Consider the following 19,087-nt stretch of genomic DNA (forward strand, 5'->3'; position numbering starts at 1 on the left):
CGCCCGCCCACCGGTCACTTCTTTGCAGCTTCTGCGGGCGGTGCGATCAGGTGCTCGAGCATGCGCCGCGCATTGAGCGGCAGGTCTTCCGACGAACGCACGCAGGCCATCAGCGTGCGTTCCGCCCAGGTGTCGGAGAGCGAGGCGCGCGCAATCTTCATCGAACGCGCGCAGCGTTCGGCCGCGGTCTGGGGCACGATGCCGACGCCGATGCCGTACTCCACCATGCGGCACACGGCCTCGAAGTTGCGCACGCGCACCCGGTAGGCCAGGTGCTTGCCGAGCGCGCGCACATGCTGGGTGATCAGCTGCTGCAACGCACTGTTCGCAGGCAGGCCCACGAATTCGCTGTCGACCACGTCGGCCAGCCGCAGGCGCCGGCGTCCGGCCAGCGCGTGGCCGCGGGGCATCACGAGCACGAGGTCGTCGCGGCGAAAGGGGTGGCATTCCAGTCCTTCGCTGTCGATGGCGTCCGAGACGATGCCGATGTCGCACAGGCCGCCGCGCAGCGCTTCCACTGTGTCCGGACTGGCGCGCTCCTCGAGGTCGACCGAAATGCGCGGATGCTCGGCGAGAAAGCGGCTCAGCACCTCGGGAAGGTGCTCGGTCAGCGCCGAGGTGCCGCACATGAAGCGCACGTGGCCCTTGAGGCCCTGGCCGTATTCGCCGAGCTCGCCGCGCAGGCGTTCCATCTGCTGCAGAACGACGCGCGCATGGTGCAGCAGCGTGCGGCCGGCTTCGGTGGCGCGCACGCCCTGCGCGTGGCGCGTGAGCAGCGGGCTGCCGAGGGCGTCTTCCATGCCGCGCACGCGCTGGCTCGCGGAGGCCAGCGTCATGTGCGAACGCCCGGCGCCGCCGGTGAGGCTGCCGGCTTCGACCACGTTGAGAAAAAGCCGAAGGTCGGTGAGATCGAATCGCATGGTTCGGCGGAGTGTGCATCAAGAGCCTCAGTCCCAGCCTGAGGCCGGCTCTGCGAACACCGCATTTCCCGGTGCGGCATTGCCCGGCAGACTCGGCCGCGATGATGCATTCGAACGACTTGACGGGCTTCTGGGTTGCCGCAGCGGCCGTGTTCCTGCTGGCCGGTGTGATCAAGGGCGTGATCGGGCTGGGGCTGCCCACGGTGTCGATGGCGCTGCTCGCGCTGTGGATGCCGCCAGTGCAGGCGGCGGCACTGCTGATCGTGCCATCGCTGGTCACCAACGTCTGGCAGACCGGGCCGCGCGCGAGCTTCCTGCCGGTGCTCGAGCGTATCGGCGGCATGCAGGCGGGGATCGTCGTCGGCACGCTGGGCGGCGCGTTGTGGCTGGGCGTGCCGTCGGGGGCATGGGCGACGGTGGCGCTCGGCGTGGCGCTGGTGCTCTATGCGGGCTGGGGGCTGACGGGGCGGCAGCTGCACGTGGCCGAGGGGCAGGCGCGCTGGCTGGGGCCTGTGGCGGGCATCGCCACGGGGCTGGTGACGGCCGTGACCGGTGTGTTCGTGGTGCCGGCCGTGCCGTACCTGCAGGCGCTGGGGTTCCAGCGCGACTCGCTGATCCAGGCGATGGGAATTTCGTTCACCACCTCGACCGTGGTGCTGGCCATGGGGCTGGCCGGAAATGGGAGCTATCCGGCGTCTGCGGTGGGCGGGTCGATCGCGATGCTGGTGCCGGCCATCGGCGGCATGATGCTCGGGACTTGGCTGCGGCGGCGGCTTTCGGTGGCGGTGTTCCGGCGCTGCTTCCTGGTCGGGCTGGCGCTGCTGGGCGTGTACATGGCCACGCGCGCCGCGGGCTGAAAAGGCTCAGGCCGCGAGCAGCAGGGCCGTGCGCACGCGCTCGATGGTCTGGCGGTAGGGCAGGGCGAAGTCGTCGATGGCATCGCCGGGTTCGAGCCAGCTGAACAGGAAGATGAGGCCTTCTTCTTCGGGACTGCCGGTGGCGGTGTGCATGAAGGTCTCGGGCAGCCCGCCCTCGGCGCGCATCAGGAACAGGTGCCACAGCTGCGGATGGCGGTGCGTGTTGCCCTCGACGCCGGCTTCGCATTCGCGGTCGAGCGTGCCGAGCGACTGCAGCGGGCCGGCGTAGTCGATGCCCGATTCTTCGAGCAGCTCGCGGCACACCGCGATCTCGGGCGACTCGCCGGGCTCGATGGTGCCCTTGGGGAGCTGCATGTTGCCATCCTCGGGATGGCGGAACACCAGCAGCCGGCCCTGCGCGTCGACCAGGCAGGCACAGGCCTTGAGGATCGGGGCGCGGGGCCTGCCGGTGCTCATCAGGCGCCTGTCAGGGCCGCTTTGACGGCAGCGCTGACCTGGCCCATGTCGGCCTTGCCGGCGAGGCGGGTCTTGACCACGCCCATCACCTTGCCCATGTCGCCGGGGCCGCTGGCGCCCAGTTCGGCCACGATGGCCTTCACTGCGGTCACCGTTTCATCGGCGCTCATGCGCTGGGGCAGGTAGACCTCGAGCACCTTGATCTCGGCAGCTTCCTTGTCGGCCAGGTCGACGCGGCCGCCGGTGGTGAAGGCGGCGATCGAGTCCTTGCGCTGCTTGACCATCTTGTCGACGATGGCGACGACCATGGCGTCGTCGAGCTCCACGCGCTCGTCGACTTCCTTCTGCTTCAAGGCTGCGAGCAGCAGGCGGATGGTGGCGAGGCGCTCGGAGTCCTTGGCGCGCATCGCCGTCTTCATGTCTTCGGTGATCTGTTCTTTGAGAGTCATTCGGCAACCTTTGGCAAAAACAAAAGCCGCGGCAGGTTTCCCTGGCGCGGCTGAGGCAACTGGGCGACGGCGCCGACTTTCGTCGAGGCCTGCCGCCCGGGGGCGTTGCTTAGTACAGCTTCTTGGGCAGCTGCATGCTGCGCACGCGCTTGTAGTGGCGCTTGACCGCGGCGGCCTTCTTGCGCTTGCGCTCGGCGGTCGGCTTTTCGTAGAACTCGCGGGCGCGCAGGTCGGTCAGCAGGCCGAGCTTTTCGATGGTGCGCTTGAAACGGCGCAGTGCGACGTCGAAGGGCTCGTTTTCTTTAACGCGGATGGTGGTCATTGATGAATCGTTGAACTGAAGTTGGCTCGGGGAGATCGAGGCCCAAAGCCGGGGTTCCTCAACTGAAATCTTTGGTGGCCGTTGAGGGGAGGCCAGAAGTTAGCCCGAGATTATAGCGCGCTTGCGCAGGCATGCGCGCTCGCCCAGGCCCATTGGAAGTTGTATCCGCCCAACCAACCCGTCACATCGACCACTTCGCCGATGAAATACAGGCCCGGCTGCTTCGATTCCATGGTCTGGGACGACAGGTCGCGGGTGTCGACACCGCCGGCCGTCACCTCGGCCTTCTTGTAGCCTTCGGTGCCGCTGGGCGTGATCTGCCAGCGGGCGATGCGCTCCGACAGGGCGGCCAGCGCCTTGTCGGCGGCCTCGTTGACGGGGCGCTGCAGGGCCGGGTCCTGGCCGACCCAGGCGTCGGCCAGCCGGGAGGGCACCAGCGTGGCCAGTTCGTTGGCGATGCGCTTCTTCGAGCGCAGCTTGGCTTCGCCGAGCGCCTCGGCCACGTTCGTGCCCGGCGCGAAATCGAGCGTCAGCGGGGTGCCGGGCTTCCAGTAGCTCGAAATCTGCAGCACGGCCGGGCCCGACAGTCCTCGGTGGGTGAACAGCAGGTCTTCGAGGAATGCCGTCTTCTCTTTCCTGGCACCGGTCTCGATGCGCACCGGCAGCGCGAGCCCGGCCAGTTCGGCATACGGCGCCCAGGCCTCGCCGCCGAAGGTCAGCGGCACCAGCGCCGGCCGGGGCGCGACGAGGCGCAGCCCGAACTGCTCGGCGATGCGGTAGCCGAAGTCGCTGGCGCCGATCTGGGGAATCGACAGGCCGCCGGTGGCAACCACGATCTTCGGCGTCTCGATGGCACCGCGGCTGCTCTCGATTCGATAGCTGCCAGAGCCCGTCAGCGTGATGTTTCCGGCCTTGCACGGCTGCCAGCGCTCGACTCCGCCCGCCGCGCATTCCGCCAGCAGCATGTCGACGATCTGCTGTGAGGAGCCATCGCAGAACAGCTGCCCCTTGTGCTTCTCGTGGAAGGCGATGCCGTGCCTCTGTACCAGTTCGATGAACTGCTGCGGCGCGTAGCGCGACAGCGCCGAGCGGCAGAAATTGGGGTTGTCGCCGATGAAGTGGCGCTGCGGCGCGCGCACATCGAGATCACGGTTGGTGAAGTTGGCACGGCCGCCGCCCGAGATGCGGATCTTCTCGCCCACCTTCTCGCTGTGGTCCACCACCAGCACCTTGAGCCCGCGCTGGCCTGCGATGCCGGCGCAGAACAGCCCGGCGGCCCCGGCGCCGATCACGACGACGTCGAAGCGGGAAGACGCGGGCGCGCTCAAGGGCCGTCTGCCGCGAGCAGCGGCGGCGGGTTGTATTTCAGGTGGCCCACATAACGCAGCGGCTGCGTGGCGGCGATGGAGGGCACGTCGCCTTCGCGCATGTGCAGCAGGTCGGCCGGGCTCACCCAGCGCGGATCGGCGCTGGTGATCGGCAGGCCGGCCTGCCGGTAGGCCTCGAGCACGAACTGCGAGCAGAAGAACTGGTCGTCGCGGCTCGCGCCCAACTGAACCATCGCCATGCCGCTCATGCAGTAGTGGCTGACTGCGCCCGGCATCAGCGGCAGCTCGCACAGGCGTCGGTTCAGCACGAAAGGCGCGTTCAGCAGCACGCCCACGGTGTTGTAGCGCGCGCCGACCTGCGACAGCGCCCATTCGCGCATGCGCCCGGCGCCGGCTTCGTCCACGCCCGGCACGCGGAAGGCCACCACCATCTGCTCTTCATCGACCACCTCGGCCAGCGGCCGTGCGCGCACGCCGGTGCCCACGGCTTCGGCGATCTGGCCGTCGCCGAGGTAGAGCACCGCATGGCTCACTGGCGAGAAGGTGCCCAGCCGGATGCCGAAGGAGTTCAACGTGGCGATGGAGGTCAGCAGGATGTCGCCCGGCGCCAGCGCGTCGGCGGCGATGAGCTCGCCGCCGTTGCCCGGTGCGATGACCGAGCTCTGCACCCGCACGCGCAGGCCGGTGTCCTTGGTCGGCAGGTCGACGCGGGTGGCGCAGGCCGTGAGCAGCAAGGCGGCGCCCGCGGCAGCGAGGGCCGCGAAAGTCCGGAAGCGGGAGTGCATCAGCCTTTCCAGACGAAGGGGAACTTCAGCTGCTTGAAGAAGCCGTTGGGCACGTAGTCGCCCAGCACGCCGTATTTCTCGGGCCAGAGCTTGGTGCTCTTCACCGCGGTGCCGAAGAGGTAGTCGAGGAAGGCGTAGTGCGCCGCGTAGTTCTTGTCCAGCGCCTCGATGTCCTGGCTGTGGTGCCAGTGGTGGAAGTTGGGCGTCACGATCAGGTAGCGCAGCGGGCCGAGCCGTACGCTCACGTTGCAGTGGTTGAACACCGCCTGGAAGCCCACCACCACGATGTAGGCGTCGATCACTTCCTTGCTGAAGCCCAGCACGTAGATGGGCGCGAGCACCAGCGTGCGCGTGATCAACAGTTCGAGGATGTGCTGGCGCGAGCCCGCCATCCAGTCCATGCTCTTCACGCTGTGGTGCACCGCGTGCAGGCGCCACAGCACCGGCACTTCGTGGTACGCGCGGTGCGTCCAGTACTGCACGAGGTCGGCCACCAGGATGATCAGCAGGATGCCGGCCCAGAACGGCAGGTTGCCCACCCAGCCGCGGATGCCGTCGTTGGCGGCCCAGCCGAAGAACTTGTGCACCATCAGGTTGGTGGCCAGTAACACGAAGCCCACGATCATGTGGTTCACCACGAAGTGGTGGAAGTCGGTCTGCCACTCCTCGCGGAACACGGGTTGGTCTTCGCGCAGCGCAAAGAGCTTCTCGATGAAGATGAAGATCAGCGACGAGCCCAGCAGGTCGAGGATGAACCAGTCCAGCCCGATGTACGGCGTGTTGTCCGCGAAGTCGTGCACCGGCACCTTGTGCCCGCCCAGCAGCGCCGAGGCCACTACCAGCAGGAACGCGGCCGACGACAGCCAGCGCGAGCGGTTGAAGATGATGTTGACCAGCGACAGCCCGCCCGAGATCACCATGGCCGCCAGCAGGATGAAGCGCATCACGTCGACGTTGTAGCTCTTGCGCAGCTCGGGCGTGGTGAGGTACTGCGGAAAGTGGAAGGCCAGCACACCGAGGAAGCACAGAATGCCGAGGCTCAGTGCGATGGTTCCCGTGACCAGGCCTCGGCCGCGGCGCAATTCGCCGTGGCTTTCCGTGAATTCATTGAGTTTCTCGAGCATTTCCGCCTCTTTCTTGCTTGCGCTTTTGTTGGGGCGCGATTTTAGGCGGCTGTAGGAAAACGCTCACGCCTTCCGCACGGAGCGCCGGCGCAGCAGGGCAGCCGCGCCCAGCGCCACCGCCATCACCAGCAGCGACACCACGGTGGTCACCGTGCCGAGCGCATAGATCGAAGGTGTGGTCACCGTCGAGGTCAGCCCCTGCAGTTCGAGCGGCAGCGTGTTGACGTCGCCGATGGCCTGCGAGGTGCGGGCAATCTCGTCCCACGACAGCGTGAAGCCGAACATGCCGATGCCAACGATCGATGGGCCGATCAGCGGCAGCACCACGAAGCGGAAGGTCTGCCACGGCGTTGCGCCGAGGTCGCGCGCGGCTTCCTCGTAGGCCGGGTTGAAGCGGTTGAACACCGCGAACATGATGAGCAGCCCGAATGGCAGCGTCCACGTCAGGTGCGCGCCGAGGGCGGAGCTGAACAGGCCGAGCGCGGTGCCGTAGCCCTCGAGCAGCGTGGTTGCGTCCACGGCCGTGAGCAGGCTCTTGATGCCCGTGTCGAGCAGCCGGAACTGCAGGCCGATGCCCAGCGAAATGATGATCGACGGCATGATGAGGCTGGCGACCGTGACGAAGAACAGGGCGTTGCTGCCCGCGAGCTTCTTGCGGAATGCGAGCCCGGCGAGCACCGACAGCACGACGGTGAAAGCCATCACCACCGCACCCAGCGCCAGCGAGCGCCGGAAGGCCGCGCCGATGTCGACGGTGCCCAGGCCTTCGACCAGCTTGTAGAACCAGTGCAGCGACAGCCCGCGCAGCGGAAAGGTCAGGCCGCCTTCGGGGCCCTGGAAGCTCAGCACGAAGATAGTGATCATCGGGCCGTAAAGGAACAGCACGAAGAGCCCGAACACGGTGGCCAGCGGCCAGAAACCGGGCGCGCGCTGGGCGCCGATGGGTGTCTGCATCTCAGAGCTCCTTGCGGATGTCGACCATCCGGGTCAGGCCCCAGATGATCATCAGCACCACCGCCAGAAGGATCATGGCGTTGGCCGCAGCCAGCGGGAACTGCAGGTACGAGGTCTGTACCTGGATGATCTTGCCGATGGAGGCGATCTGCTGCCCGCCCATCACGCCGATGGTGACGAAGTCGCCCATGACGATGGTGATGACGAAGATCGAGCCGATCAGGATGCCGGTGCGCGACAGCGGCACCACCACGTTCCACAGCGTCTGCCAGCCCGAGGCGCCGGCGTCGCTGGCCGCTTCGAGCAGCGAACGGTCGATGCGCATCATGCTGTTGAAGATCGGCACGATCATGAACATCGTGTACAGGTGCACGAAGGCCAGCACCACCGAGAAGTCGGAGAACAGCAGCCACTCGACCGGCTGGTTCACGAGGCCCACGCCCATCAGCGCCTGGTTGACCAGTCCGTTGCGTCCCAGCAGCGGCACCCACGAGATCATACGGATCACGTTGGAGGTCCAGAAGGGCACGGTGCACAGCACGAACAGCACCGTCTGCATCGTCGACGAGCGCACGTGGAACGCCAGGAAGTAGGCCACCGAAAAGCCGACGAGCAGCGTGATGCCCCACACCAGCACGCAGAACTTGAAGGTGCTCAGGTAGGTGTTCAGCGTGACGCAGAGGTCGCCGTTGTCGGTGAGGCTCGCGCAACCCTCGAACAGGCTCAGGTAGTTGCGCAGCGTGACGGCCGGGATCAGCTCGTACTCGTTGAAGTTCCACAGGCTGACCATGGCGACCAGCGCCAGCGGGATCAGGAAGAACAGCAGGAACACCAGCGCGAACGGCGCCGCCTGCCACCACGCCTTCACCGTCAAAGCTCGCCCCCAGTCTTCGCGCACTTCGTGTCGCTACGCCAACCCCCTACCGGGGGCAACACCAGCGGCCCGGCAAAGCCGGTTCCGCGGTGTTTCTGGAATGGGATCCGCACGGTCAGGCCGCAACGAACTCGTTCCATTTCCTCACCATGTACTCGTTCTCGTCCATGACGGCGTTCCAGCACGCGATGCCGCCCATGCGCTGCTCGTAGCTGCCGCCGTCGCGCACCGCACCGGCCTTGGCGATCACGTCGCCCTGCGGGCTCTTGATGTCCTGGGTGGCGGGCTTGCCTTCCATCCAGTAGGCCCACTCGTAGGCTTCCATCTTGGTCTTGGCGGTGTCGAGCACGGCGCTGTAGTAGCCCTGGCGGTTGAGGTAGGCGCCTGCCCAGCCATCGAGGAACCAGTTGATGAATTCATAGGCACCGTCGAGCTTCTTGCCCGAAAGCGTGGCCGGCAGGCCGAAGCCCGAGGCCCAGGCGCGATAGCCTTCCTTGAGCGGCTGGAAGGTGCAGTCGATGCCCTTGCTGCGCACGGCCGTGACGGCGGGCGACCACATCGACTGGATCACCACTTCGCCGGAGGCCATCAGGTTCACCGACTCGTTGAAGTCCTTCCACAGCGCGCGGAACTGGCCGGCCTTCTTGGCTTCGATCAGGGTCTTGATCGTCAGGTCGATCTCGGCCTTGGTCATGTTGCCCTTGTCGGCGTATTTGTGGATGCCCTTGGCCTCCACCACCATCGCGGCGTCCATGATGCCGATCGACGGAATGTTCAGGATCGCGGCCTTGCCCTTGAACTCGGGGTTCAGCAACTCGGCCCACGAGCCGATGGGGCGCTTGATCAGGTCCGGGCGGATGCCCAGCGTGTCGGCGTTGTAGGTGGTCGGGATCAGCGACATGAACTGCGTGGCCGACTTGGCGAAGGCCTTGCTCTTCTCGCCTTCGAGGTAGATCACCTTGACCGGCGCCGTGCCCTGGCTGCCGACCTTCTTGCCCGCCACTTCGCCCTTGGTGAAGAGCGAGGTGATCTTGTCGGCGTTCTTCACGCGCTTGGTGTCGATGCCCTTGAGGTTGCCGGTCGGCACGATCTTCTTGAGCGAGAAGAACTCGGTGTCGATCAGGTCGAAGCTGTTCGGCGCGGTGACTGCGCGCTTGGTCACGTCGTCGGTGGTCACGGCCACGTACTGGATCTCGATGCCGGTGTCGGCCTTGAACTTCTCGGCGATGGCCTTGTCCTGGTTCACGGCGGTGCCGAGGTAGCGCAGCACGACCTTCTCCTGCGCATGCACGAAGGGCGCGACGCCCGCAGCCAGGATGCCGGCCGTGCCTTGCAGAAGGGTGCGGCGCTTGACGCCGGTGGACGAGTCGATGGGGTCGGTCATGGCTAGGTCTCCAGAAAAAAAGTGGAAGGGGACGAACGCGGGAAAACGAGAAAGCGGGCTACTGGAGCGCTCACAGGGTCAGGGCGAGTGCGGCCGTGTCGTCGCGCAGGGCGTTTGCGTCGACGGGCGCCGGCACGCGCTCGCCCGGCGGCCTGGCGCCGGGGCCGAGCACGCGAGCGTCGGCCTCGGCCCACGAAAGGCGCACCGCCTCGCCCTGCGCATAGGGGCGCGAAAGAAAGGCGGCCTCGCCCAGAAGCACCGAAACGTTCTGGCGCCCCGGCGCGACGGCGTCGAGCGCCAGGCCGAGCAGCACGTAGGTGCCCTGGTACTCGACGTCGGTGACGGTGGCGGGCAAGCCGGCCGCCGTGGCGGCATCCGTTGCCGCGGCGATCCGCATGTGGTCGTTGCGCACCGCGATCGGGCCGGCCGGCGTATCGAACACGTTGTGGCCGCCCATGAAGCGTGCCACGAATTCGCTCGCCGGATGGTTGTAGACCGCGTGCGGCGAGCCGACCTGCTCGATCACGCCGTGGTTCATGACCACCATGGTGTCGGCCAGCGCCATCGCCTCCTCCTGCGAGTGCGTGACGTGCACGAAGGTCAGGCCCAGTTCCTTCTGCCAGCGCCGCAGCTCGGCGCGCATCTGGATGCGCAGGAAGGGGTCGAGCGCCGAGAGCGGCTCGTCGAGCAGCAGCACGCGCGGTTCGGTGATGAGCGCCCGCGCCAGCGCCACGCGCTGCTGCTGGCCGCCCGAAAGTTCACCGGGCTTGCGTGCGGCCAGGTGGCCCATGGCGACGCGCGCGAGCAGGTCGTTGGCGCGCCGATGGCGCTCGGCCTTGCCGACGCCCTTCATCTTGAGACTGAAGGCCACGTTGTCGGTGGCCGACAGGTGGGGGAACAGCGCGAAGCTCTGGAACATCATCGCCGTGCCGCGCGCGGCGGCGGGCAGGTTCGTGATGTTGCGGTTGTCCAGCAGGATGTCGCCGCTGGTGACGGACTCGTGGCCCGCGATCATGCGCAACGTGGTGCTCTTGCCGCAGCCCGACGGGCCGAGCAGGCAGCAGTAGCTGCCGCTGGCAATGCGCAGGTCTATCCGGTCGACGGCGGCCGGTGTGCCGGGGGCATAGCGCTTGGTGAGCGCGACGATCTCGACTGCGGCGGGTTCGGGCGTGGCGACGGCATTCATTGCCGATGGCTCAGCACGATCCATGCCACGTTGTGGTGCGCGGCGCCCGTGCCGCTCGTGCTGTCCTCGCCCTGGTCAGGTGCCGATCAGGTACCGAACTTGTCCGCGTCCACCGGTACCTCAGCGGCTGCCAGCCCGCGCAGCACGTCGCCTACCACGATCACCGCCGGGCTGGCCAGGCCGGCCTTGGCGATACCGTTCTGCAGGTTGCCCAGCGTGGTCGCGATGTGCCGCTGGTGCGGCAGGCTCGCGTGCTGGATGACCGCCACCGGCGTGTCGCCCGGCAGGCCTTGCAGCAGCTCGCGTTCGATGTGCGCGGCACCCGACACGCCCATGTAGATCACCAGCGTCAGGCGTGCGTTGTAGGCCGTCGCGGCCAGCGCGCGCCAGTCGGTCGGGTCTTCGCCCGCGCCCGCGCCGGTCTTGGCGTGGCCGGTGACGAACACCGCGCCCTGCGCATGGTCGCGGTGCGTGAGCGGCACCCCCAGCGAGGTCACGGCCGCGAGGCCCGCGGTGATGCCGTTGACCACGGCGCATTCGATGCCGGCTTCGCGCAGGTGCTCCACCTCTTCGCCGCCGCGGCCGAAGATGAACGGGTCGCCGCCCTTGAGCCGGACCACCGTCTCGCCTTCGCGCACCGCGGTGATCATCAGCCGCTCGATGAATGCCTGCGGCGTGCTCTTGCAGCCGCCGCGCTTGCCCACGTGCACGATGCGCGCGCCGGGGCGGGCGTAGGCCTGCACGATCTGGTCGCTCACGAGGTCGTCGACCAGCAGCACCGTCGCGGCCTGGATCGCCTTCACGGCCTTGACGGTCAGCAGTTCCGGGTCGCCCGGGCCGGCGCCGACCAGGGTGCAATGGCCGGTGATGAGAGTGGATGCGTTGTTCATGCGTGGGATGCCAGTTGCGTGATGTGCCTGACTTGCGTTGCGATGGCCTCGGGCACGGGAAGCTCGCCGGCCAGCACGCGGCGCGTGTAGTCGGCGGTGGTCGCGACGTCGATTTCCTTCGGCAGGCCCGGCACGTCGGCGGCGGTGCCGGCCTGCTGCGCCTGCAGCTCGGTGCGCACGCCGCGCACGAAGCCGTCGATCTGCGCGGTGCGGCGCGGGTCGGACACCACTTCGCCTTCGAGGCCGCGCGAGAGCAGGGCGGTCATGCCCGTGAGCTCGAAGGTCTCGCCCATGGTGCGCGCGTATTCGGGGTGCGTGTAGCTCGCGATCACCACGCAGGGGCCGGCGGTGGGCTGCATCAGCTTGACCACGCTGTGGCCGGGGTTGCGCAGGCCGACCACGCGGCGCACGTCGAGCAGGCGCTTGAGCGCGGGGTTCAGCAGCTCGGTGGGCGCAAAGGCCGCTTCGCCGTTGGCGATGGGGCGGATTTCGGCCATCGGCGGCAGCCCGAGTGCCGTGAGCACGTTCGATGCGAGCACGCGCGAGGTTTCGCTTGCGCTGCCATGCACCAGCACCGGCAGGCCTTCGCGGGCCAGCAGCAGCGCCAGCAGCGGCGTGAGCACCGGCAGCTTGCGCGCGCCGTTGTAGCTCGGCAGCACGACCAGCGGGCGGTCACCGGCAGGGATGCGGTTCAGCCGCGCATGGGTCGCATCGAGGAAGCCGGCCATCTCCTCGGGCGTTTCGCCCTTGATGCGCATGGCCAGGCAGAAGCCGCCGATCTCGAGGTCGGTGACGGTGCCGTCCAGCACCTGGCCGAACAGGTCGGTGGCCTGTTCGCGCGTGAGCGGCTTGGCGCCTCGCGCGCCGCGGCCGATTTCCTTGATGTATTGGCTGATTCCCATGGGTGGATGGATTGTCCTGCAAGGCTTATGCCGGAATGCGAGATGGCTTATGCCTTGGATTGGCTCCCTCCCCCAGCGGGGGAGGGAGCAAGACTGGGAATCATGGGGTGACCGCTTCGGCCTCGGCCGGCGTCGCCCGCACCATCCGCTTGAGTTCCGGAATGCACGATCCGCAGTTCGTGCCGCACTTCAGGGCCCCCTGCAGCTTGGCCAGCCGCTCGTCGGCCGTGCCGCTGCAGCGCCCCAGCTCGGTCTGGATCGCCACGTCCGCGACGTTGAAGCATGTGCACACCGTCTTGCCGCGCGACTGCACCGCCACCGGTGCCTTCGAGCCCGGCGACAGCAGCAGGCGGCCATAGCTCTGCGCCGGCAGCTCTTCCCGCAGCAGCGTGGCGATCCAGGCTTCCGCGCTGGTGTCGCCGCCCAGCAGGAAGGCCTCGAGGCCGGCGCTGCCGTCGGCACGGCGCACCAGCCGCGCGGAGCGTCGCTGGCCGCGCCGGCGGTCGGCGTAGCGCAGGGTGTCGGCGGTCTGCAGGCCGAGCAGGGCTTCGATCTTCTCGACCAGCGCCTCGTCGGGCGCGTCGTGCGCGGCGGCGCGGAACAGGATGCCGCTGCGCTCCTGGCCTTGGGTGTTGCCCGCGAACGGCACGCAGGTCGCAAAAGGAAACAACGCCATCAGCGGCTGCAGCGCGCGGTGCGTGGCCAGTGCCGCGTCGGCGGGCAGCCAGGCCATGGCCAGCAGCGACCACAGCAGTTCGGCCTTGAGGATCTTCACCGGCGTGTGCTTCAGCTCGGGCTGCTTCGAGGTCGGGCAATAGGCCGGCGTGGTGAGCGCGTTGATACCCGCCAGTCGCACGCCGGTCGACGAGCAACCGCTCAGGTATTCCTCGCCCCAGTGCATGGCGACGAAGGCCTGGCTCAGGCCGATCTCGGCGCTGGCGCGCGCGGGCAGCATGATCGAGCCCCGCTTCGAGGTCAGGTGCACGAGGTCGCCTTCGCCGATCTGGCGGCGCGCCATGTCCTGCGCGTTCATCTGCACGACTGGCTCCGACACGTGCCCGAACAGCCGGCCGGCCGTGCCGGTGCGGCTCATGCCGTGCCACTGGTCGCGCAGGCGGCCGGTGTTCAGCGAGAAGGGGTAGCGCGCTTCGCGGGCCTCGGCCACCGGCTTGTAGACGGTGTCGACAAAACGGGCGCGGCCGTCGGGCGTGGGGAACACGCCGTCTTCGTAGAGGCGAATGCGGCCGGTGCTTTCGCCTTCCTTCAACGGCCATTGCTGCGGGCCGGCGGTTTCCAGCATCGCGTAGCTCAGGCCGGTGATGTCGAGGTCGCGCCCACGCGTCGATTCGCGGTGTTCGTTCCAGACCGATTCGGCCGTCTCGTACGGGAACAGCGTGGGCGCGCGGCCGAGCTGTCGTTCGAGCCGGTGCGCGAAGGCCACCGCGATCGACCAGTCGTTGCGCGCCTCGCCGGGTGCGGCAACGGCCGGGCGCACGCGCGAGATGCGGCGCTCGCTGTTGGTCACGGTGCCTTCCTTCTCGCCCCAGGTGGTGGCGGGCAGCAGCAGGTCGGCGAAGGCGCAGGTGGCGGTGGTGGCGAAGGCTTCCTGCACCACCACGAACTCGGCGCGCTCCAGCGCGCGGCGCACCGTCGCCTGGTCGGGCATCGATTGCGCGGGGTTGGTGCAGGCGATCCACAGCGCGCGGATCTCGCCGTCGGCCGCGGCCTGGAACATCTCGACCGCCGTCTTGCCCGGCTTCTCGGGCACCGAGGGCACGCCCCACAACGCGGCCACTTCGGCGCGGTGATCGGGGTTCGCCAGGTCGCGGTGCGCGCTCAGCAAGTTGGCCAGGCCGCCGACCTCGCGTCCGCCCATCGCATTGGGCTGGCCGGTCAGCGAGAACGGGCCCGCGCCGGGCCGGCCGATCTGCGCGGTCGCCAGGTGCAGGTTGATGAGCGCGGCATTCTTCGCCGTGCCGCTCGACGACTGGTTCAGGCCCTGGCAGTACAGGCTCAGCGTGGCAGGCGATGTGGCAAACAGCCGTGCGGCCGCGAGCAGGTCGTCCTTCGAGATGCCGCAGACCTGCGCCACCTTGTCGGGCGTGCATTCGCGCACCGTGGCCTTCAGCGCGTCGAAACCGCTGGTGTGGGCGGCGATGTACTTCGCATCGATCCAACCTTCCCACAGCATCAGGTGCAGCATGCCGTTGAAGAGCATCACATCGGTGCCGGGCTGGATCGGCAGGAACAGGTCGGCGATCTCGACCGTGTCGGTACGGCGCGGGTCGGCCACGATGATCTTGAGCGCGGGGTTCGCGGCCTTCGCGTCCTCGATGCGGCGGAAAAGAATGGGGTGTGCCCACGCCGTGTTGCTGCCCACGATGAACAGGCAGTCGGCATGCTTCAGATCGTCGTAGCAGGCCGGCGGCGCATCGGCGCCCAGCGTCTGCTTGTAGCCGGCGACCGCGCTGCTCATGCACAGGCGCGAATTGGTGTCGACGTTGTTGGTGCCGACCAGGCCCTTGGCGAGCTTGTTGAAGACGTAGTAGTCCTCGGTGAGCAGCTGGCCCGACACATAGAAGCCGACCGCGTCGGGGCCATGGTCGCGGATCACCTGCGCGAACTTGCCTGCGGCGTTGTCGAGCGCGGTGTCCCACGCAACCGCCACGGGCGCTTCCGCGCGCACCAGGCGCTGCATGGGCTGCAGCAGCCGCGTCTGGCGCGTGACCGTTGCGCTGGCCGTGAGGTGCAGCGTCGAGCCCTTGGTGCACAGGCGGCCAAAATTCGCCGGATGGTCGGGGTCGCCGCGCACGCCGGTGATCTCGTCGCCACTCGATTCGATGATGACGCCACAGCCTACGCCGCAGTAGGGGCAGGTGGAGCGGGTTTCCCGCATTGCACCCGCTCCCTCCGGGAGCGAGCGGGGGTGAGGGTCGACGGCGCTCACGAAGGTCACGCTGCTGCCCTCACCCTAGCCCTCTCCCAGGGGGAGAGGGGACAACACCTTGGGACCGGCAATGGGGCGTGGCAGGTCGATGGCGTGCGTGGCCAGTTCGCCCGCGTCGAGATGCACCACGCCGTCTTCCACCTTCACGGCGAACTTCGGCGTGCAGCCTTCGTCGGGCGACTTGGCGCAGCCGTCGTCCAGCCCGATCGCCCAGTTGTGCAGCGGGCAGGCCACGCTGGTGCCGAACACGATGCCCTGGCTGAGCGGGCCGCCCTTGTGCGGGCAGCGGTCGAGCAGCGCGAACACCTGGTCCTCGGCATTGCGGAACACGGCGACGTCCACGCCGGCAGGCCGCGCCACGCGGCGGGCGCCGAGCACGGGGATGTCGTCGATGCGGCAGATGACTTTCCAATCGCTCATGGTGGGCTCTCTTTTCGTCTACGTCTTGATTTCTGAGTACAGGCCGGTGACGCGGTCCATGATCGCCAGCAGGTTCTCGCTGGCGACGAACACGTCGGACATCAGGGCGGGCGACGCGCCGGCGCCTTCGAGGCGCTGCAGGCCCCGGTTGAAGAACATCCACTGCGCATCGGCCAGCACCAGCTCCTGCCTGATCTGCGCGGTGGCCTCGGGCGCGTTGCGCAGCACTTCGAGCGCGGCCAGGAATTCGGCGCGCGACTTGCCGATCTCGGCCGTGCTGCCTGCCGGGTCGATCTGCATTGCCGTGGCCAGGTAGAACTTGGCCATGCGCTGCGACAGCATGCGCTGGCGGCCCGCGATGTTCACGAGCTTGCCCACCGGCCTGCCCGAGGCGGCTTCGTACTGCGCGGTGCCCTGGTTGGCCAGCGCGAGCACGGCGGCGTCGAGCTTCACGACTCGGGTGGCTTCCTCCTTGCCGGGCGTCATGCCCGTGAGTTCGCGCTTGAACTCGCTCCAGGCGTTGTCGAGCGACTCGTAGGTGCCGCGAATGGTCGGGTTGGGCGCGAAGGCTTTCAGCTCGCCGAGCTGGCGCTCGAACAGCGCGATCGACTTGTCGAGCACCTGCTGCGCGTTGCGCGATTCGACGTTCTGCACCAGTGCCAGATATGCCTTGCTCGCGCGCTGCGACAGCATGCGCTGGCGGCCCGCCTTGTTGATCGCATCGTTCAGGTCGGTGACCTGGGCATTTGCGCCCATCCCGGCGCCCATGCCGGCGGCGGCCGCGGATGCGAGGAAAGCCCTGCGCTTCATGCGGTCAGCGGCGTGAACTGCCGCACGTCCACCGAGGCCTGCGCCGACTCGAACCACGGATCCGGCTCGCCGTCGAGCGCGAACTGCAGGCGCTCCCACAGCGTCTTGCGGGCCTCCGCGTCTTCGAGGATCCGCTTCTTCACGTAGTCCAGGCCCACACGGCCGATGTAGTGCACCGTGCGTTCCAGGTACCAGCCCTCTTCGCGATACAGCTGCAGGAACGCGCCCGCGTACTCCATCACCTCTTCGCTGGTCTTCACCTTGACGAGGAATTCGGCCACCTCGGTCTTGATGCCGCCGTTGCCGCCGACGTAGATTTCCCAGCCCGAATCGACGCCGATCACGCCCACGTCCTTGATGCCGGCCTCCGCGCAGTTGCGCGGGCAGCCCGACACGGCCAGCTTGACCTTGTGCGGCGAGTACATGGCCCACAGCGCGCGCTCCAGGTCCTTGCCCATCTGCGTGGAGTCTTGCGTGCCGAAGCGGCACCACTCGCTGCCCACGCAGGTCTTCACCGTGCGCAGCGACTTGGCATAGGCAAAGCCGCTGGGCATGCCGATGTCCTTCCAGACGTTCTCCAGGTCTTCCTTCTTCACGCCCAGCAGGTCGATGCGCTGGCCGCCCGTGACCTTGACGGTCGGGATCTTGTACTTGTCGGCCGCGTCGGCGATGCGGCGCAGCTCGTCGGGCGTGGTGTGGCCGCCCCACATGCGCGGAATGACGGAGTAGGTGCCGTCCTTCTGGATGTTGGCGTGGCTGCGCTCGTTGATGAAGCGGCTCTGCGGATCGTCCTTCGCTTCTTTCGGCCAGGTGCTGATCAGGTAGTAGTTGACGGCCGGGCGGCAGGTGGCGCAGCCGTTGGGCGTGCGCCAGCCGAGGTTGCGGTAGACCTCGTCGTGCGTGAGGTAGTGCTGCTTGCGGATCGCGTCGCGCACGTCCTGGTGGCTCACGTCGGTGCAGCCGCACACGGCCTTCTTCTTCGGCGTGGCCGAGTAGTCGCCGCCGGCGGTGAACATCAGGATCTGCTCGACCAGCCCGGTGCACGAGCCGCAGCTCGCGCTGGCCTTGGTGTGCTTCTTCACCTCGTCGAGCGTGAACAGGCCCTTGTCCTTGATGGCCTTGCAGATCGTGCCCTTGCTCACGCCGTTGCAGCCGCATACCTCGGCGTCGTCGGGCATGCTCGCGGCCTTGCTGTGGCCCTCGTGGCCGGTGTCGCCGATGTTGGATTCGCCGAACATCAGCTTGTCGCGAATGTCGTGCACGCTGCGGCCATCGCGCAGCAGCTTGAAGTACCAGCTGCCGTCCACCGTGTCGCCGTACAGGCAGGCGCCGACCAGCTTGTCGTCCTTGAGCACCAGCTTCTTGTAGACGCCGCCGAAGGGGTCGCTCATGACGATCTCTTCGGTGCCTTCGCCGCCCATGAACTCGCCGGCGCTGAACAGGTCGATGCCAGTCACCTTGAGCTTGGTGGAGGTGAGCGACCCGAGGTAGCGGCCGATGCCGAACTGGGCGAGATGGTTGGCCGCCACCTTGGCCTGCTCGAACAGCGGCGCGACCAGGCCGTAGGCGATGCCGCGGTGCGCCGCGCATTCGCCCACCGAATAGATGCGCGCGTCGGTCACGGTCTGCATCGTGTCGGTGACGACGATGCCGCGGTTGCAGTGCAGGCGCATCTTCTCGGCCAGCTCCACGTTGGGGCGGATGCCGACCGCCATCACCACCAGGTCGGCCGCGACCTCTGTGCCGTCCTTGAAGCGGATGGCTTTGACGCGGCCCTCTTCATTGCCGACCATGTCCTGCGTCTGCGCACCCATCAGGAACTTGAGTCCTCGGTCTTCCAGCGACTTCTGCAGCAGCTTGCCCGCCACGTCGTCGAGCTGGCGTTCCATCAGCCAGGGCATCACGTGCACCACCGTCACGTTCATGCCGCGCAGCATCAGGCCGTTGGCGGCTTCCAGGCCCAGCAGGCCGCCGCCGATGACCACCGCGTTCTTGTGCGTGCGCGCGGTCTCGATCATGTAGTCGGTGTCGGCGATGTCGCGGTAGGCGATCACGCCCTTCAGGTCCTTGCCTGGCACCGGCAGCATGAAGGGGTTGGAGCCGGTGCACATCAGCAGGCGGTCGTAGGCGGCTTCGGTGCCATCTTCCGCGCGCACGATGCGCTTCACGCGGTCGACCTCGACCACCTTCTTGCCGGCATGCAGCGTGATGTGGTTGTCGCTGTACCACTCCCAGCTGTTGAGCACGATCTCGTCGACCGTCTGCTCGCCGGCCAGCACGGGCGACAGCAGGATGCGGTTGTAGTTGGGATGCGGCTCCGCGCCGAAGACGGTGATGTCGTACAGGTCGGGCGCGATCTTCAGCAGCTCTTCGAGCGTGCGCACGCCGGCCATGCCGTTGCCGACCATCACGAGTTTCATTTTCTTCATGGGGCCCTACCTTTCGTCGAATCAAGCAA

General features: G+C 67.7%; 18 protein-coding genes. 1 reads left to right on the forward strand and 17 read right to left on the reverse strand.

Translation table 11 applies throughout. The annotated features are described in order from the left end of the window. Positions 1 to 14 precede the first annotated feature (14 nt). A complete protein-coding gene (locus tag ACEN9N_RS05150; RefSeq protein ID WP_413312580.1) occupies positions 15 to 920 on the reverse strand; it encodes a LysR family transcriptional regulator in 906 nt (301 codons plus the stop codon). Positions 921 to 1,021: 101 nt separating this feature from the next. Here ACEN9N_RS05150 and ACEN9N_RS05155 point away from each other — a divergent pair, with 101 nt between their 5' ends. Beyond that, complete coding sequence (locus tag ACEN9N_RS05155) at positions 1,022 to 1,777, forward strand: sulfite exporter TauE/SafE family protein (protein ID WP_413312579.1); 756 nt, start codon at positions 1,022 to 1,024, stop codon at positions 1,775 to 1,777. Positions 1,778 to 1,783: 6 nt separating this feature from the next. Here the strand turns inward: ACEN9N_RS05155 and ACEN9N_RS05160 are convergent, their stop codons facing one another. From ACEN9N_RS05160 to nirB, 16 genes are all read right to left on the reverse strand, one after another. Further along, the gene (locus tag ACEN9N_RS05160) at positions 1,784 to 2,254 is read right to left on the reverse strand and encodes an NUDIX domain-containing protein (RefSeq protein WP_495655505.1); all 471 of its coding nucleotides are present in this window, start codon (positions 2,252 to 2,254) and stop codon (positions 1,784 to 1,786) included. Continuing rightward, positions 2,254 to 2,703, reverse strand: a complete 450-nt coding sequence (locus ACEN9N_RS05165; protein WP_495655506.1) for a GatB/YqeY domain-containing protein — start codon at positions 2,701 to 2,703, stop codon at positions 2,254 to 2,256. The genes ACEN9N_RS05160 and ACEN9N_RS05165 overlap by 1 nt, the downstream gene beginning before the upstream one ends. A gap of 109 nt (positions 2,704 to 2,812) precedes the next feature. Further along, positions 2,813 to 3,025, reverse strand: coding sequence for a 30S ribosomal protein S21 (gene rpsU, locus ACEN9N_RS05170; RefSeq protein WP_007833691.1), 213 nt, complete (start codon positions 3,023 to 3,025; stop codon positions 2,813 to 2,815). 110 nt (positions 3,026 to 3,135) lie between these two features. Further along, positions 3,136 to 4,353, reverse strand: a complete 1,218-nt coding sequence (locus ACEN9N_RS05175; RefSeq protein WP_413312578.1) for a BaiN/RdsA family NAD(P)/FAD-dependent oxidoreductase — start codon at positions 4,351 to 4,353, stop codon at positions 3,136 to 3,138. Continuing rightward, entirely contained in the window at positions 4,350 to 5,138 is a 789-nt protein-coding gene (locus ACEN9N_RS05180; protein ID WP_495655507.1) for a YaeF family permuted papain-like enzyme, read from the reverse strand. Before ACEN9N_RS05180 ends, ACEN9N_RS05175 begins: the two co-directional genes overlap by 4 nt. Continuing rightward, complete coding sequence (locus ACEN9N_RS05185) at positions 5,138 to 6,262, reverse strand: sterol desaturase family protein (RefSeq protein WP_495655508.1); 1,125 nt, start codon at positions 6,260 to 6,262, stop codon at positions 5,138 to 5,140. The genes ACEN9N_RS05180 and ACEN9N_RS05185 overlap by 1 nt, the downstream gene beginning before the upstream one ends. Before the next feature lie 63 nt (positions 6,263 to 6,325). Continuing rightward, the gene (locus tag ACEN9N_RS05190; RefSeq protein ID WP_495655509.1) at positions 6,326 to 7,216 is read right to left on the reverse strand and encodes an ABC transporter permease; all 891 of its coding nucleotides are present in this window, start codon (positions 7,214 to 7,216) and stop codon (positions 6,326 to 6,328) included. A 1-nt stretch (position 7,217) separates the two neighbouring features. After that, positions 7,218 to 8,090 (reverse strand): ABC transporter permease, encoded by an 873-nt coding sequence (locus ACEN9N_RS05195; RefSeq protein ID WP_413312575.1) that lies wholly within the window; start codon positions 8,088 to 8,090, stop codon positions 7,218 to 7,220. A 115-nt stretch (positions 8,091 to 8,205) separates the two neighbouring features. After that, complete coding sequence (locus ACEN9N_RS05200; protein WP_413312574.1) at positions 8,206 to 9,474, reverse strand: ABC transporter substrate-binding protein; 1,269 nt, start codon at positions 9,472 to 9,474, stop codon at positions 8,206 to 8,208. A gap of 70 nt (positions 9,475 to 9,544) precedes the next feature. After that, a complete protein-coding gene (locus ACEN9N_RS05205) occupies positions 9,545 to 10,660 on the reverse strand; it encodes an ABC transporter ATP-binding protein (protein WP_007833674.1) in 1,116 nt (371 codons plus the stop codon). 86 nt (positions 10,661 to 10,746) lie between these two features. Next, positions 10,747 to 11,550 carry a uroporphyrinogen-III C-methyltransferase gene (gene cobA / locus ACEN9N_RS05210; RefSeq protein WP_495655510.1) on the reverse strand — a complete coding sequence of 268 codons (804 nt, stop codon included), beginning with the start codon at positions 11,548 to 11,550 and terminating at the stop codon, positions 10,747 to 10,749. After that, positions 11,547 to 12,452, reverse strand: a complete 906-nt coding sequence (ybiB, locus tag ACEN9N_RS05215) for a DNA-binding protein YbiB (protein WP_413312573.1) — start codon at positions 12,450 to 12,452, stop codon at positions 11,547 to 11,549. Before ybiB ends, cobA begins: the two co-directional genes overlap by 4 nt. Positions 12,453 to 12,552: 100 nt before the next feature. Further along, positions 12,553 to 15,348, reverse strand: coding sequence for a nitrate reductase (locus ACEN9N_RS05220; protein WP_495655511.1), 2,796 nt, complete (start codon positions 15,346 to 15,348; stop codon positions 12,553 to 12,555). A 75-nt stretch (positions 15,349 to 15,423) separates the two neighbouring features. Next, positions 15,424 to 15,819 carry a nitrite reductase small subunit NirD gene (nirD, locus tag ACEN9N_RS05225; protein WP_007833669.1) on the reverse strand — a complete coding sequence of 132 codons (396 nt, stop codon included), beginning with the start codon at positions 15,817 to 15,819 and terminating at the stop codon, positions 15,424 to 15,426. 18 nt (positions 15,820 to 15,837) lie between these two features. After that, positions 15,838 to 16,629 carry a type IV pili methyl-accepting chemotaxis transducer N-terminal domain-containing protein gene (locus tag ACEN9N_RS05230; protein ID WP_495655512.1) on the reverse strand — a complete coding sequence of 264 codons (792 nt, stop codon included), beginning with the start codon at positions 16,627 to 16,629 and terminating at the stop codon, positions 15,838 to 15,840. After that, positions 16,626 to 19,058 (reverse strand): nitrite reductase large subunit NirB, encoded by a 2,433-nt coding sequence (gene nirB / locus ACEN9N_RS05235; protein WP_007833664.1) that lies wholly within the window; start codon positions 19,056 to 19,058, stop codon positions 16,626 to 16,628. Before nirB ends, ACEN9N_RS05230 begins: the two co-directional genes overlap by 4 nt. Positions 19,059 to 19,087: the final 29 nt, after the last annotated feature.

This window comes from Variovorax sp. Varisp46 (assembly GCF_059491885.1).